Genomic DNA, 13,576 nt, shown 5'->3' with positions numbered 1-13,576 from the left:
TCACCCTCTTAGGTCATTCCGCCGGCTCGCCCGGCGGCAGGCGCCGCGCAGGGATCGCGCCGGGGACGCCCGGGAAGGGCAGGTCCGGCTCGGGATCGACCACCCCGCGGGTGTCGTCGCCCGGGCGATAGGTGAGCAGGCGCGCCCGCAGCCACGGCCCGACGCGCTTCTCGAAACTGTCGGCGAGGCTGAAGCCCGCCGGCACGATCAGCAGGGTGAGCAGCGTCGAGAGCACCAGCCCGCCGATCACCACCCAGCCCATCGGCTCGCGCCACGCGCCGTCGCCGCCGCCGAAATAGCCGTTCACCACGACCGGGACCATCCCTGCGGTCATCGCGATGGTGGTCATCAGGATCGGCTGGGCGCGCTTGTGCCCGGCGTCCATGATCGCCTCGAGCTTGGGAATGCCCTTGTTCATCTCCTCGATCGCGAAGTCGATCAGCAGGATCGAGTTCTTCGACACGATCCCCAGCAACAGCAGGATACCGATATAGACCGGCATCGACTGCGGCTGGCCGATCAGCCAGATCAGCAGGATGCCCCCGAGCGGCGCCAGCGCGAGCGAGCTCATGTTGACGAGCGGGCTCATCAACCGCTTGTAGAGCAGCACCAGCACCGCGAAGACCAGCAGCACCCCGGCGACGATCGCGATGATGAGGTTGCGGATCAGCTCCTGCTGCCATTCCTCCTCGCCCACCACGTCGCGGATCACCCCGACGGGGAGGTTCTGGAGCACCGGCAGCGCGTCGATCTGCGCCTGCGCCTCGCCCTTGAGCACGCCCGGAGCGAGGTCCGCGCCGACCAGCACGCGGCGGTTCTGGTTGTAGCGCTGGATCGCGGTCGGGCCCGAGCCGAAGCTGATGTCGGCGACGCGGCTCAATGGCACCGAGCCCCCGTTCGCGAGCGGGACGGGGAGGTTCTGGATCGTGGTGAAGTCGCCGCGCGCCTCGTCCGACAGGCGCACCATGATCGGAATCTGGCGGTCCGACAGCGAGAAGCGCGCCGCGTTCTGCTCGATCTCGCCGAGCGTCGCGATGCGGATCGTCTGCGACAGCGCCGCGGTGGTGACGCCGAGTTCGGCCGCGATCTTCTCGCGCGGGGTGATGATGATCTCGGGCCGGTTGAGGTCGGCGCTGATGCGCGGGGCGACGAGGGTGCGCAGGCCCTTCATCTGCTCGACCAGCTTGAGCGCGGTCTCCTCGAGCTTCGCCGGATCGGACCCGGCGAGCATCACCGTCATGTCGCGGCCCGAGCCGAACCCGCCCGACTGCGACTGGAAGCGCACCCGCGCGTCGGGGAAGCGGGCGAGCTTCGCGCCCAGCTCGCGCTCGAACTCGATCGAGGTGCGTTCGCGGTCGTCCTTGAGCTTGACGAAGATCGTCGAGGCATCGCCGAGCCGGATGCGCTCGAGCATCCGCTCGACCTCGGGCTCCTTGCGCAGCTCGTTGGCGACCGCGTTGACGATCCGCTTGGTCTGGGCGAGCGTGGTGCCGGGGACGACCTCGATCGTCACCTGGCTGTTCTCGTCGTCGATGGTCGGCTGGAACTGGCCGGGAATCTGGCCGAACAGCAGCACGGTGACGAGGAAGGAGAACCAGCCGATCCCCAGCATCCAGATGCGATGGTCGTAGAAGCGCGCGGTGAGGTAGTCGACCGAGCGCGGGTTGGCGGCGACGCGGCGCACCCCGAAGAAGCCGGCGACGCCGGCGGCAAGGCCCGCGACCAGCGCGAGGACGTAGCCGAGCACCTTGACGGGGGTCCATGCGGCCATGTCGATCGAGGCCAGGTCGAGCGAGAAGGCCTGGTTCGCCTGCGCCGCCTGCTGGCCGGCCTGCGGGTCGGCGGGCGATCCGGCGATCGCGCCGAAGATCGCGCTGACGATGACGAAGCCGGCCGCGGCGGAGGCCAGCACCCCGAGCACGCCGAGCAGGATGCCGAGCACCTTCGCCGGCAAGGCGGAGGAGCGCAGCAGCGGCGAGAGGCCCTCGATCGCCTTGAAGGCAAGCAGCAACGCCGCAAGCGCCAGCAGCGACACCAGCAGCACCTGCGTCACCTCGAAGATCTTGGCGACGAGGAAGAACAGGGTGCTGTTGGTGTCGCTCGTCACGGCGGCGGCGATGGTCTTGGGAAGGCCGAGGCCGTTGATGGCCTTGAAGCTCGTGAACATCGCCGCCGCCGGCACCGCGAGCAGGGCGATCACCACCAGCAGGAGTGCAAAGACGTAGGGCAGGCGCCCGCGCGGCCCGGTGAGGCCGGCGCGGCGCACCGCCATCTTGCCGGTGTCGAGCGTCCAGGCGAGCACGCTCATGTAGGTGTCGATCATCCGCCCGCCGCCGTGCTCGGCGTGGCCCTTGGCCTTGAGGAAATAGGCCGCCATCAGCGGGGTGACCATGCGCGCGACCGCAAGGCTCATCAGCACCGCGACCACCACGGTGATCCCGAAGTTCTGGAAGAACTGGCCCGAGACGCCCGGCATCAACCCGACGGGGAGGAACACCGCGACGATGCAGAAGCTGGTCGCGACCACCGGCAGGCCGATCTCGTCGGCGGCGTCGATCGAGGCCTGATAGGCGGTCTTGCCCATCCGCATATGTCTGACGATGTTCTCGATCTCCACGATCGCGTCGTCGACCAGCACCCCCGCCACCAGCGCGAGCGCGAGCAGCGAGAGGAAGTTCAAGTTGAAGCCGAGCAGGTCCATGAACCAGAAGGTTGGGATCGCCGAGAGCGGGATCGCGACCGCGCTGATGAAGGTCGCGCGCCAGTCGCGCAGGAACACGAACACCACGATCACCGCGAGCACCGCGCCCTCGACCAGCGCCCACATCGAGGACTTGTACTGGCCGCGGGTGTAGGTGGTGCTGGTCGAGAGCTTGATGAACTTGATGCCGGGGTTCTCGGCCTCGATCTTGTCCATCTCCGCGAGCGCCGCGTCGTAGACCGCGAGGTCCGAGGCGCCGCGCGCGCGGTTCATGTAGAAGTTGACGACCTCCTTGCCGCCGACCTCGCTGATCGAGGTGCGCTCGGAATAGCCGTCGCGCACCGTGGCGACGTCAGCGAGGCGCACGGTGCGCCCGCCGCCCAATTGCACCTGAGTCTGCGACAGGGCGTAGGCGGAGTCGGAATTGCCGAGCACGCGCAGCGACTGGCGGGTGCCGCCGACCTCGGCAAGGCCGCCCGCCGCGTCGAGGTTGCTCTGCCGCAGCGCCGCGTTGATCTGCGAGGCGGTGACCCCGAAGGACTGCATCCGCGCCGGATCGAGGATCACCTCGATCTGCCGGTCGACCCCGCCGAAGCGGCCGACCTCGGCCATCCCGTCGATCTTGAGCAGGCGCTTGGCGACGGTGTCGTCGATGAACCAGCTGAGCTGTTCGAGGGTCATGTCGTCGGCCTCGACCGCGACGTAGCCGATCGCCTCGCCCACCACGTTGACCTTGGAGACGCGCGGCTCGAGGATCCCGTCGGGCAGGCTCCCGCGCACGCCGTCGATCGCGGTCTCGACCTCGTTGACCGCCTCGATGAGGTCGGTGCCGATCTCGAACTCGACGAAGGTGTTCGAGCTCCCCTCGCGCGCGGTCGACTGGATCGAGTTGACCCCGTTGATCGAGCGCAGCGCGCTCTCGACGCGCTGAGTGATCTGGTTCTCGATCTCGGTCGGCGAGGCGCCGGGCTGCGAGATGTTGACCGTCACCGCCGGGAAATCGACGTCGGGGTTGTTGGTCACGTCCATGAACTTGAAGCTGACGATCCCGGCGATCAGCAGCCCGGTGAAGAACACCAGGGGAATGACGGGATTGCGGATCGACCAGGCCGAGATGTCCTTGAGTGCCATGAAAGTTCTGCCTGTGATGTCGCCGGTCGCTCGCCTTATCCCGCCGGAAGCGGCGGGGCGGGACGCCTTACTTCCCGAGGGGCTGGGGGTTGACGGTCTCGCCCGGGTTGAGGAACCCGCCGGCCTTCAGCACGACGCGCTCGGTGCCCGAGAGGCCCTCGGTGATGGCGATGCCGTTCGCCGTCACCGCCCCGGTCTTGACCGCGCGGCGCTGGGTCTTGTTGTCCTTGCCCACGACATAGACATAGCTGCCCTTGGCGTCGGCGAGCACCGCGCTCTCGGGGAGCACGGTGGCGGTGAAGCTGCCGCTGCTGATCCGCGCGGTGGCAAAGCCGCCGGGGCGCAGCGCGGGCGAGAAGGCGAGCGCGATGCGCGCCGTCCCCTGCCGGGTCGCCTGGTCGATGGTCGGGGCGAGCTGCCACACCTGCCCGGTGAAGCGCTGCTCGGATCCGGTCGGGATGACCGTCGCGGGCGTGCCGATCGCGAGCTTCGCGAGCTGCTCTTCCGAGACCTGCGCAAGCATCTCCATCTCACCGCCGCTGGCGATGGTGAACAGCGCCGGGCTCCCCGCGCCGACCGTCTGGCCGCGCTCGACATTGCGCGAGAGCACGTAGCCGGTCGCGGGCGCGAGCACGTCGAGCCGCTGGTTGCGCGCGCGCTGCTCGCGCAGCTGCGCCTCGGCGACGCGCACACGGGCGACCGCGGCATCGCGGGTCGCGGTCAGGCGGTCGACATCGGCCTTGGAGACGAACCCGCGGGCGACGAGCTGGAGCGCGCGGTCGAGGTTCGCCTGGGCGAGATTGGCATCGGCCCGCGCGACCTCGATCTGCGCGGACTGGGCGGCGGCCTGCTGGACCTGCACCGAGCGGTCGATCACCGCGAGCACCTGGCCCTGCTGCACCCAGTCGCCGGCATCGACGTTGACGCGCACCACCTGCCCGCCCTCGCCGACCACGCCGACCGGCATCGGGCGGCGCGCGGCGAGCGTGCCGGGGGCCTCGATCTCGCCCGCGACCGTGGTCCGCCCGGGGGTGACGACCGTCACCGTCGCGGCCTGGTTGATGTTGTCGTCCGCCGGAGCGGTCTTGCCGCCGGCGAGCGCGAACCACGCGCCGATCAGCAGCAGCACCACGAACAGCCCGGCGCCGCCGACGATCAGCCAGCGCGGAAGCGCGAAAGCCGGGGCCGCGCGCGCCGCCGTGTAGTGGCTCGTCGTCCCCTCGCCCGCATCGGCCGTGATCGTCGTCTCGTAGTTCATCGCCAGTTCCTCACTCGCGCCGCGGATCGACCGCGGTCGCGAGGTGTATTATTCGTCTAAGGCACCAAGTGCAGCGCGTCATAGATTGACAGGTCCCGGCCCGCAACGCGCGCATCGACCGATGACTTGCTGCCTAGACGAAAGGTGGCGGAGGCTAGCGCAAACCGGCGCCGGAAACGAGAAGGCCCGCGCCGACCTTGGTCGGAGCGGGCCTTCTGCAAGCCGGAACGAAGCGCGGCGGCTCAGTACTTGAGCTGGCGCTCGTAGAGATCGCGGTAGTGCTGGATCTTGGTGACGCGCAGCCCGTGCATCCCCGAGCGGTCGACCGCGCGCTGCCACGAGGCGAACTCCTCGAGCGTCAGGCCATAGCGGGCGAGCGCCTCGTCGAGCGTCAGCAGCCCGCCGTTGACGGCGGCCACCACCTCGGCCTTGCGGCGCACGACCCAGCGCTTGGTGTCGGGGGAGGGCAAGTCGGCAAGGGTCAGCGGCTCGCCGAGCGGGCCGATCACCTGTGCGGGACGGATGTCCTGGTTCTCAATCATTTCGTGTCTCTCGCATCGCCGCGGGCACCGGATTCTTTTCCTTCCGTATGGCCCGGGCGGTTCGCCTGAACGGTTCCGAGCTTGGCACCAAGGTCTTTCGAATGGCCTAAAGCATCGCGGTTAACAGCAGGTTCTCCATCATCGAGGAGCGCGAAGTAACTCGCCGCCGCGTCGCCGAAGCTGGCCGCGACCGCCTCGATCGCGCCCTGCGACTCGCTGCGGAGCAGGAGCCGCAGGTCGCGCGCGGCGTTGAGCCGGGCGGTGAGCTCGCTCCATTCGACCGCGCGCAAGGCATCGCCCGCGCGCCGTGCGGCACGACCGGCGAATCGCTCCTGCGCGCCGAAGGCACCGCGGGGCGCCTGCAAGGGCTTGGCTTTCTCGAACATCATTCGCCCTCCTAACGAGAGGGCGTCAAAATCCGGTAAAGCCGCCATTTACCCCGGCTTAGGAATAGTCCGGGCGGGGCGGGCAAGGACCCCCGCGCGCCTCTGGCGGAAGGGGGCGAGGCCGACTATATGCGCAGCCCGCATGGCCACCCCCGCCCCTCCCCTGTCGCTTGGCGCTGCCGCCGGCCTTCCCGCCGGGCCTGACGCCGCCGCGCTGTTCGACCTGCCGCGCGCCGCGAGCGCGTGCCGGATCGTCGTGGCGATGAGCGGCGGGGTCGATTCCTCGGTGGTCGCCGCCCTCGCCCACGCCAGCGGGGCCGAGGTGATCGGCATCACGCTCCAGCTCTACGACTACGGCGCGGCGACGGGCCGCAAGGGCGCGTGCTGCGCGGGCGACGACATCCGCGACGCGCGCGCGGTCGCCGACCGGCTCGGCATCGCGCACTACGTCTTCGACCACGAGAGCGCCTTCCGCGAGGAGGTGGTCGAAGCCTTTGCCGACGAATACCTCGCCGGGCGCACACCCGTCCCCTGCATCCGCTGCAACATGGGGCCCAAGTTCACCGACCTGTTCCGCATGGCGCGCGAGCTCGGGGCGGATTGCCTTGCGACGGGCCATTACGTGCGGCGGGTGATGGCACCCGAGGGCGTGGAGCTCCACCGCGCCGCCGATCCCTCGCGCGACCAGTCCTACTTCCTCTACGGCACCACCGAGGCGCAGCTCGAATACCTGCGCTTCCCCTTGGGCGGGATGCCCAAACCCGCGGTGCGCGGGCTCGCCGAGGCGGCGGGTCTCAGGAACGCCGCCAAACCGGATTCACAGGACATCTGCTTCGTCCCCGACGGCGACTATGCGAAGATCGTGACGAAGGTCCGGCCCGAGGGCGCGGCGCCGGGCGCGATCGTCCACGCGGCGACCGGCGAGCGGCTCGGCGAGCACAAGGGCATCGTCCACTTCACCGTCGGCCAGAGGAAAGGCCTCGAGATCGGCGGCCAGCCCGAGCCGCTCTACGTGATCGGCCTCGACGCCGAGGCCCGCGAGGTGCGGGTCGGGCCGAAGCGGATGCTCGCGGTGAGCGCGGCGCGGCTGACCGGGACAAACCGCATCGGCCTCCTCCCCGATGCCCCGCTCACCGCCAAGGTGCGGAGCCTCGCGAAGCCCGTGCCGGTGGTGCTCGATGGACCGCTGGGGGACGGCGCGGCGGTGACGATCCGCTTCGCCGAGCCCGAATACGGCGTCGCCCCCGGCCAGGCCGCAGTGCTCTATGCGGGCGAGCGGGTGGTCGGCGGCGGCTGGATCGATTCGACCGAGCGGGTGAGCGGATAGCTCAAAGCTCCGTTCGTCCTGAGCTTGTCGAAGGACCGCACTTTCTTGAGACTTGGCGCGGATCCGAAGGGAAGGACAGCCCTTCGACAAGCTCAGGGCGAACGGGCTTGTTTTTGCCCCCCCGAGATTGCCCGCAGACCACCTTTAGCCGGCGCTTGCCCCCTCCTAGACCCCCTCCATACCCCCCGCTTTTCGCGATGTTTCACGTGAAACACTGCTGCCGGGGCCGGATCTCACCCCTCCCAGGGTTCGAGCACGCAGCCATAGCCCTTGCGATAAGTCGCGGTCGCGCTGGCGACCAGCGGGAAGCGCGCGGTGACGCTCTTCGCCTCCTCGTCCTCGACCAGCGTCACGGCCTCCATCCCGGCGAGCTTGTCCTTCGCGCAGTCCTTGAGATCGCGCCCGGCGACGTAGCGGCACGAGCACGCGACCCGCGCCGAATAGGCCGAGGCGATGGAGCCATAGCCCTTGATTTCCTTGCGGAATGCCGTGGCGGTGCTGGCAACCGCCAGCGCGATGATCGCCAGCACCCACAGCCCCCAGCGCCGCCGGGGACGCGGGTTCGCGCGCTGAGGTGATTTCGCCATTGCCAAGCCTTCATGCTTCGGGGATTGAGGCCCCGATGACCCTCGAGACCGCCGTCCTTAACCGCGCCGCCCTGCTCGCGCCAGCCCTGCTGACGCTCGCGAGCTGCGGCGCCGCGCCCGTAGGAGAGGCCCCGCTTTCCGAGGCGGCGAAAGCGGCGGTGACCAACAATGCGGGCGCCCCGAAGGACCAGCTCGCGCGCCAGGTCGACGACCTTTTCACCCTCCCCGGCCTCGGCGAGACCCGCGCGGTGGTGGTGATGGCGGACGGCAAGATCGCCGCCGAGCGCTATGCCGAGGGCTACGACAGGAACACCCGTTTCGTCAGCTGGTCGATGGCCAAGACGGTCACCGGCGTGCTGATCGGGATGCTCGTCGCCGACGGCCTCCTCGCGCTCGACGAGCCCGCCCCGGTCCCCCTGTGGCAGCGCCCCGGCGACCCGCGCGCCGAAATCACGATCCGCGAGCTGCTCCAGATGCGGAGCGGCCTGCGCCACACCGAGAGCGGCGATCCGCCCTACGAATCGAGCGAAGTCAGGATGCTGTTCCTCGACGGGCGCGACAACATGGCGAAGTGGGCCGAGGAGCAGCCGCTCGAGGCCGAGCCGGGGCGAAAGTTCGAATATTCGAGCAATACCAGCGTGATCCTCGCCGACATCGCGGCGCGGGCGCTGACCGCCAGCGACAAGCCCGAAGCGCGGCGCAAGGCGGTGGCGGACTACCTCCACCAGCGGCTGTTCGGCCCGCTCGGCATGACCAGCATGGTGCCCGAATTCGACGCGAGCGGCACGCTGATCGGCGGCAGCCTGATGCACGCGACCGCGCGCGACTGGGCGAAATTCGGCGAGTTCCTGCGGCTGAAGGGCCGCACCCCCGCCGGCGAGCAGCTCGTCCCCCAGCGCTGGGTCGAGGCGATGGTGACGCCCTCGCCGAGAAGCCCGCACTACGGCTTCCAGATCTGGCTCAACCGCCCCCTGCCGAAGGGCGAGGAGCATCCGCTGTTCCCCGACCGCGCCCCGCACAGCCTGTTCTCGCTGATCGGGCACATGGGCCAATACGTGCTCGTCTCGCCGAGCCAGCGGGTGACGCTGGTGCGCCTCGGCCACTCCGACCCCGCCGAACGCCCGCCGATGCTCCAGCAGGCGGCGGACGTGCTGGAGCTTTACCCGACGTCCTAGTCCCGCACGCCATCCGGCGTGCGGTCCTCGCTAGACGCGCAGCAAGCTGCGCCCGCTGCGGGCGCCCGTTCGGGCTTGCGGTCGCTGCGCGACCGATCAGAGGTAGAAGGCGCCCTCCACGACGGTGACGCAAGGCCCGCCGAGCCACGCCCGGTCGCCATCGAGCCGCAACGTCAGGTCGCCGCCGCGCTGCGAGGCCTGGTGGGCGCGCAGATTGTTGCGCCCGAGGCGTTCGACCCAGAACGGAGTCAGCAAGGAGTGCGCGGAGCCGGTCACGCTGTCCTCGTCGACCCCGCCGCCGGGCACGAACACCCGGCTGACGCAATCGTAGCCCGAGCCCGGGTCGCCCGGTGCGGTGGCGATGAACTGGTCGTTGCCGAGCGCACCCAGCGCGCGGATCTGCGGATCGAGCGCCCGCACTTCGGCTTCGGTCGCGTAGAGAAAGATGTGATAGCGGATCTCCGCGCCCTGCGGGCGGTAGATCGCGACCGGGTTGCCACCCATGAGCGGCGCGGCCTCGTCGCTCGCACCCGGCGCGGTCTTCAGGGCGGGCAGGCCGACTTCGTATCCTTCGCCATCGCGCACCACTTCGAGGATGCCCGACTTCCGCGTGCGGAAGGTCACGCGCTCGCCTCCGTCGCGCTGGAGCAGCACGTGCCCGCTGGCGAGGGTCGCGTGGCCGCACAGCGCGATCTCGTAGGTGGGGGTGCACCACCTGAGCTCCCAGTCCGCCGCGCCGGTCGCGTCGCGGACCACGAAGGCGGTCTCGGCGAAGTTGTTCTCCCCGCCGATCTTCACCAGCACATCGTCGGGCAGCCATTCCTCGAGCACCATCACCGCGGCCTGGTTCCCGCCGAAGGGGCGGTCGGCAAAGGCGTCGACGTGCCAGTAGGGGATCGTGAGCGTCATGGCGTCCTCAGGGGTAGAGCAGCGTGTCGGACCACGGCGCGCCCGCGTCCGGGCGGACGAATTCGCGGCGGTCGTGGAGGCGGTTGTCGCGGTCGATCCAGAACTCGATGCGGCGCGGCGAGAGCGTGAAGCCGGTCCAGTGCGGCGGGCGCGGCACCTTGCCCTCGGCCTCGTGCGCGGCCCACACCGCCTGCACCCGGTCGATATAGGCCTGCCGAACGGGCAAGGGACGCGACTGGTCGGAGGCGGCGCTGCCGACCTGGCTCTTGTAGGGGCGCGAGTGGAAATAGGCGTCGGCGCGCTCGGGGGAGACCTCGGTCAGCGGCCCCTCGATGCGGACCTGGCGGCGCAGGCTCTTCCAGTGGAACAAGAGCGCCGCCTGCATATTGGCGCGGATTTCCCCGCCCTTGCGGCTCTCGGCATTGGTGAAGAAAGTGAAGCCGCCCCCGGCGATTTCCTTGACGCCGTGCCCCTTCAGCAGCACCATCCGCACCGAGGGCGCGCCCGCGGGCGTGGCGGTGGCGAGCGCCATCGCGTTGGGGTCGTTGATCTCGCCGACCTGCGCGGCGGCGAACCATTCCTCGAACAGCACGAAGGGATCGGCGCCGGCGGGCAGGACCGAATCCGCGAGCTGGGCATCGTCGAGGGGCGTGGTGTCGGACATGGGGCGTTCCTCAAGGGCAGGGGCACGCCCATAGCCACGCGCCGCGCGAGACGAAAGGCGCATCGGTCAACAGCGCGTGTGCGCCGACAAGCGTCCCCGCTTGCACGAGCGCACTGTCTCACCTAGCTAATACGCCATGCGCGATCTCTACAGCACTCTTGGCGTACCCCGCACCGCGTCCGAGCAGGACATCAAGAGCGCCTATCGCAAGCTCGCCAAGGAGCTGCACCCCGATCGCAACAAGGACAATCCCAAGGCGGCGGAGAAGTTCTCCGAGGTGACCCGCGCCTACGACCTGCTGTCCGACAAGAACAAGCGCGCACAATATGACCGCGGCGAGATCGACGCCGAGGGCAATCCCGCCAATCCCTTCGCCGGGATGGGCGCGCGCGGGGGGTACAGCCGCGGCGGGGCCTATGGCGCGGGGCCGGGGGCCGGGGCGGGCGATTTCGGCGGCTTCGGCGGGGGCGACGACGTCGACCTCAGCGACCTCTTCGAGGGCCTGTTCGGCGGGCGCAATCGCCAGCAGCAGCAGGCCGGCGCACGGCGCGGTTTCGGGCGCCAGCCCCCGCCGCCTCCGCCCAAGCGCGGCGCCGACATCCAGTACCGTCTCGCGGTGCCCTTCGTCGAGGCCGCCGCCGGGCGCGACCAGCGCATCACGCTTGCCGACGGCAAGGCGATCAGCCTCAAGCTCCCCGCCGGGGTCGAGGACGGCACGATGATGCGCCTCAAGGACAAGGGCCACCCCGGGCCGGGGGGGCACGGCGACGGGATCGTGATGGTCGAGGTCGGCAGCCACCCCTTCTTCAAGCGCGAGGGCGACAACATCCGCATGGACCTGCCGATCACCCTCGACGAGGCGGTGCGCGGGGCCAAGGTCAAGTGCCCGACGGTCGACGGCGCGGTGATGCTGACGATCAAGCCGGGCAGTTCCAGCGGCACGGTGATGCGGCTTGCGGGCAAGGGCTGGACGCGCAAGAATGCGAAGCTCGTGGACGGCAGGCACGAGCGCGGCGACCAGCTGGTGACGCTCTCGATCCAGCTGCCGGCCGATCTCGTCCCGCTCGAGCAGCGGCTCGAGGGCTGGATCGACACCGCCCGCCCGCGCGACAAGTTCGGCCGCTAGCGGGGCCGGACACAAGCCGGAAAGGGGCGCGAAGGGCCGTGACCAAAACCGAAGCCCCCATCCCCGCGCCCGCCACCGCCGAGCAGCCCGGCGCCCCCTCGCGCGGCTGGGCGATCGCCAAGCGCGTTGCGATCGACACCTTCAACGACGGCTTCATCCACGCCGGCAACCTCGCCTACCTCTCGATGCTGGCGATCTTCCCCTTCTTCATCCTCGGCGCGGCGCTGTTCGACATCATCGGCGGGCGCGACAATGCGCAGGAGATGATCTTCGCCGTCGCCCGCGCCATGCCGAGCTCGGTCGCGAGCGTGATCGTGCCGGTCGCCGAGACGGTCATCACCGCGCGCTCGGGCTGGCTGCTGTGGGCGGGCGGACTGGTCGGGCTGTGGACGGTCTCGAGCCTGATCGAGACGATCCGCGACATTCTGCGCCGCGCCTACGGGACGACCAGCACCAGCACCTTCTGGAAGAAGCGTCTGCTCTCGGCCGGGCTGATCCTCTCGGCGGTGGTGGTGCTGATGCTCTCGCTGTTCGCGCAGGTGCTGATCGGCGGCGCGCAGGAGGTGATCCTCGCGGTCGTCCCGCAGCTCGGCGAATGGATCGGCACGCTGAGCCTGTCGCGGATCGTGCCGGGGCTCGGCCTCGCGCTGTCGCTGTGGGTGCTGTTCCTGACGCTCACGCCCTCGCATTTCCGGGGGAAGCAATGGCCCAAGTGGCCCGGCGCGCTGTTCACCACGGCGTGGTGGCTGGCGGTCGCCGCGGCCCTGCCGGTGGTGCTGCGCGGGGCCTTTTCCTACGATCTCACCTACGGCAGCCTTGCCGGGAGCATCATCACTTTGCTGTTTTTCTGGCTCGTCGGGCTCGGCCTCGTTATTGGCGCGCAGCTCAACGCGGCGCTGGCGCTGGTGGAATCGCCCGCGCCTGCCGGCGAGCGGGGCAAGGAGTAGGCGTCAATGAACGGTTTGATGGCAGGAAAGCGCGGCCTCATCATGGGGCTCGCCAACGACAAGTCGCTGGCCTGGGGCATCGCGAAGAAGCTCGCCGAGCAGGGGGCGGAGCTTGCCTTCTCCTACCAGGGCGAGGCGCTGGCGAAGCGCGTGATCCCGCTCGCCGCCGAGCTCGGCAGCGACTTCACCTTCGAATGCGACGTGTCGCGGATGGAGTCGCTCGACGCCGCCTTTGCCGCGCTGAAGGACCGCTGGGAGACGATCGACTTCGTGGTCCACGCGATCGGCTTCTCGGACAAGAACGAGCTGCGGGGCAAGTATGTCGACACCAGCCTCGACAATTTCCTGCTGACCATGAACGTGTCGGCCTATTCGCTGGTTGCCATCGCCAAGCGCGCGAGCGAGATGATGCCCGAAAGCGGCGGCGCGATCCTGACGCTCAGCTACTACGGCGCCGAGAAGGTCGTGCCGCACTACAACGTCATGGGCGTCGCCAAGGCGGCGCTCGAGACCAGCGTGAAGTATCTCGCCAACGACCTCGGCCCGCGCGGCATCCGGGTCAACGCAATCAGTGCCGGGCCGATCAAGACCCTCGCGGCGAGCGGGATCGGCGACTTCCGCTACATCCTCAAGTGGAACGAATACAATTCGCCGCTGCGCCGCAATGTCACCATCGAGGACGTCGGCGGGGCGGGGCTTTACCTGCTCTCGGACCTCGCCTCGGGCGTCACGGGCGAGACGCACCATGTCGACGCGGGCTACCACGTGGTCGGCATGAAGCAGGAAGACGCGCCCGACATCGCGCTGTCCTGAGCCCGCCGTC

The 13,576-nt window shown here is 69.6% G+C and carries 12 protein-coding genes; 5 read left to right on the top strand and 7 right to left on the bottom strand.

Annotated elements, in window-relative coordinates; all coding sequences use genetic code 11:
* Window positions 1-13: 13 nt before the first annotated feature.
* The 4 genes from ACLBKU_RS06260 to ACLBKU_RS06245 all read right to left on the bottom strand — a co-directional run bounded on the left by ACLBKU_RS06260 (window position 14) and on the right by ACLBKU_RS06245 (window position 6,021).
* Complete coding sequence (locus tag ACLBKU_RS06260) at window positions 14-3,832, bottom strand: efflux RND transporter permease subunit (RefSeq protein WP_410178669.1); 3,819 nt, start codon at window positions 3,830-3,832, stop codon at window positions 14-16.
* A gap of 67 nt (window positions 3,833-3,899) precedes the next feature.
* A complete protein-coding gene (locus tag ACLBKU_RS06255) occupies window positions 3,900-5,090 on the bottom strand; it encodes an efflux RND transporter periplasmic adaptor subunit (RefSeq protein WP_410178668.1) in 1,191 nt (396 codons plus the stop codon).
* 242 nt (window positions 5,091-5,332) lie between these two features.
* Window positions 5,333-5,632 carry a DUF1153 domain-containing protein gene (locus ACLBKU_RS06250; protein WP_104940948.1) on the bottom strand — a complete coding sequence of 100 codons (300 nt, stop codon included), beginning with the start codon at window positions 5,630-5,632 and terminating at the stop codon, window positions 5,333-5,335.
* Window positions 5,629-6,021: a hypothetical protein gene (locus ACLBKU_RS06245; protein ID WP_410178667.1), complete on the bottom strand. Its 393-nt coding sequence runs from the start codon at window positions 6,019-6,021 to the stop codon at window positions 5,629-5,631. Before ACLBKU_RS06245 ends, ACLBKU_RS06250 begins: the two co-directional genes overlap by 4 nt.
* A gap of 139 nt (window positions 6,022-6,160) precedes the next feature.
* Between ACLBKU_RS06245 and mnmA the strand changes: the two genes are divergently transcribed.
* Window positions 6,161-7,345, top strand: coding sequence for a tRNA 2-thiouridine(34) synthase MnmA (gene mnmA / locus ACLBKU_RS06240; RefSeq protein WP_410178666.1), 1,185 nt, complete (start codon window positions 6,161-6,163; stop codon window positions 7,343-7,345).
* A gap of 233 nt (window positions 7,346-7,578) precedes the next feature.
* Here the strand turns inward: mnmA and ACLBKU_RS06235 are convergent, their stop codons facing one another.
* Window positions 7,579-7,932, bottom strand: coding sequence for a hypothetical protein (locus tag ACLBKU_RS06235; RefSeq protein WP_410178665.1), 354 nt, complete (start codon window positions 7,930-7,932; stop codon window positions 7,579-7,581).
* A gap of 35 nt (window positions 7,933-7,967) precedes the next feature.
* Between ACLBKU_RS06235 and ACLBKU_RS06230 the strand changes: the two genes are divergently transcribed.
* Window positions 7,968-9,107 (top strand): serine hydrolase domain-containing protein, encoded by a 1,140-nt coding sequence (locus ACLBKU_RS06230; RefSeq protein WP_410178664.1) that lies wholly within the window; start codon window positions 7,968-7,970, stop codon window positions 9,105-9,107.
* Window positions 9,108-9,203: 96 nt separating this feature from the next.
* Here ACLBKU_RS06230 and ACLBKU_RS06225 read toward each other — a convergent pair whose 3' ends face one another.
* Window positions 9,204-10,016, bottom strand: a complete 813-nt coding sequence (locus ACLBKU_RS06225; protein ID WP_410178663.1) for a PhzF family phenazine biosynthesis protein — start codon at window positions 10,014-10,016, stop codon at window positions 9,204-9,206.
* A 7-nt stretch (window positions 10,017-10,023) separates the two neighbouring features.
* Complete coding sequence (pdxH, locus tag ACLBKU_RS06220) at window positions 10,024-10,680, bottom strand: pyridoxamine 5'-phosphate oxidase (RefSeq protein ID WP_410178662.1); 657 nt, start codon at window positions 10,678-10,680, stop codon at window positions 10,024-10,026.
* Between the two features lie 136 nt (window positions 10,681-10,816).
* On the opposite strand from pdxH, the gene ACLBKU_RS06215 reads away from it, so the two are divergent.
* Genes ACLBKU_RS06215 through fabI form a run of 3 tightly spaced genes read left to right on the top strand, consistent with a single transcriptional unit; the run spans window position 10,817 to window position 13,566 of the window.
* Window positions 10,817-11,806 carry a DnaJ C-terminal domain-containing protein gene (locus ACLBKU_RS06215; protein WP_410178661.1) on the top strand — a complete coding sequence of 330 codons (990 nt, stop codon included), beginning with the start codon at window positions 10,817-10,819 and terminating at the stop codon, window positions 11,804-11,806.
* Window positions 11,807-11,844: 38 nt separating this feature from the next.
* Window positions 11,845-12,753 (top strand): YihY/virulence factor BrkB family protein, encoded by a 909-nt coding sequence (locus ACLBKU_RS06210; protein ID WP_410178660.1) that lies wholly within the window; start codon window positions 11,845-11,847, stop codon window positions 12,751-12,753.
* A gap of 6 nt (window positions 12,754-12,759) precedes the next feature.
* A complete protein-coding gene (gene fabI, locus ACLBKU_RS06205; RefSeq protein WP_410178659.1) occupies window positions 12,760-13,566 on the top strand; it encodes an enoyl-ACP reductase FabI in 807 nt (268 codons plus the stop codon).
* Window positions 13,567-13,576: the final 10 nt, after the last annotated feature.

Origin of the sequence: Erythrobacter sp. NE805, from assembly GCF_046452355.1 — a bacterium.
Lineage (GTDB): Bacteria > Pseudomonadota > Alphaproteobacteria > Sphingomonadales > Sphingomonadaceae > Erythrobacter.
This window is presented reverse-complemented; position numbering and strand designations above follow the sequence as displayed.

Excerpts from the sequence above, each read along its gene's own strand:
- ACLBKU_RS06260 (WP_410178669.1), bottom strand. The coding sequence starts at position 3,832 with ATGGCACTCAAGGACATCTCGGCCTGGTCGATCCGCAATCCCGTCATT.
- ACLBKU_RS06255 (WP_410178668.1), bottom strand. The coding sequence starts at position 5,090 with ATGAACTACGAGACGACGATCACGGCCGATGCGGGCGAGGGGACGACG.
- ACLBKU_RS06250 (WP_104940948.1), bottom strand. The coding sequence starts at position 5,632 with ATGATTGAGAACCAGGACATCCGTCCCGCACAGGTGATCGGCCCGCTC.
- ACLBKU_RS06245 (WP_410178667.1), bottom strand. The coding sequence starts at position 6,021 with ATGATGTTCGAGAAAGCCAAGCCCTTGCAGGCGCCCCGCGGTGCCTTC.
- mnmA (WP_410178666.1), top strand. The coding sequence starts at position 6,161 with ATGGCCACCCCCGCCCCTCCCCTGTCGCTTGGCGCTGCCGCCGGCCTT.
- ACLBKU_RS06235 (WP_410178665.1), bottom strand. The coding sequence starts at position 7,932 with ATGGCGAAATCACCTCAGCGCGCGAACCCGCGTCCCCGGCGGCGCTGG.
- ACLBKU_RS06230 (WP_410178664.1), top strand. The coding sequence starts at position 7,968 with ATGACCCTCGAGACCGCCGTCCTTAACCGCGCCGCCCTGCTCGCGCCA.
- ACLBKU_RS06225 (WP_410178663.1), bottom strand. The coding sequence starts at position 10,016 with ATGACGCTCACGATCCCCTACTGGCACGTCGACGCCTTTGCCGACCGC.
- pdxH (WP_410178662.1), bottom strand. The coding sequence starts at position 10,680 with ATGTCCGACACCACGCCCCTCGACGATGCCCAGCTCGCGGATTCGGTC.
- ACLBKU_RS06215 (WP_410178661.1), top strand. The coding sequence starts at position 10,817 with ATGCGCGATCTCTACAGCACTCTTGGCGTACCCCGCACCGCGTCCGAG.
- fabI (WP_410178659.1), top strand. The coding sequence starts at position 12,760 with ATGAACGGTTTGATGGCAGGAAAGCGCGGCCTCATCATGGGGCTCGCC.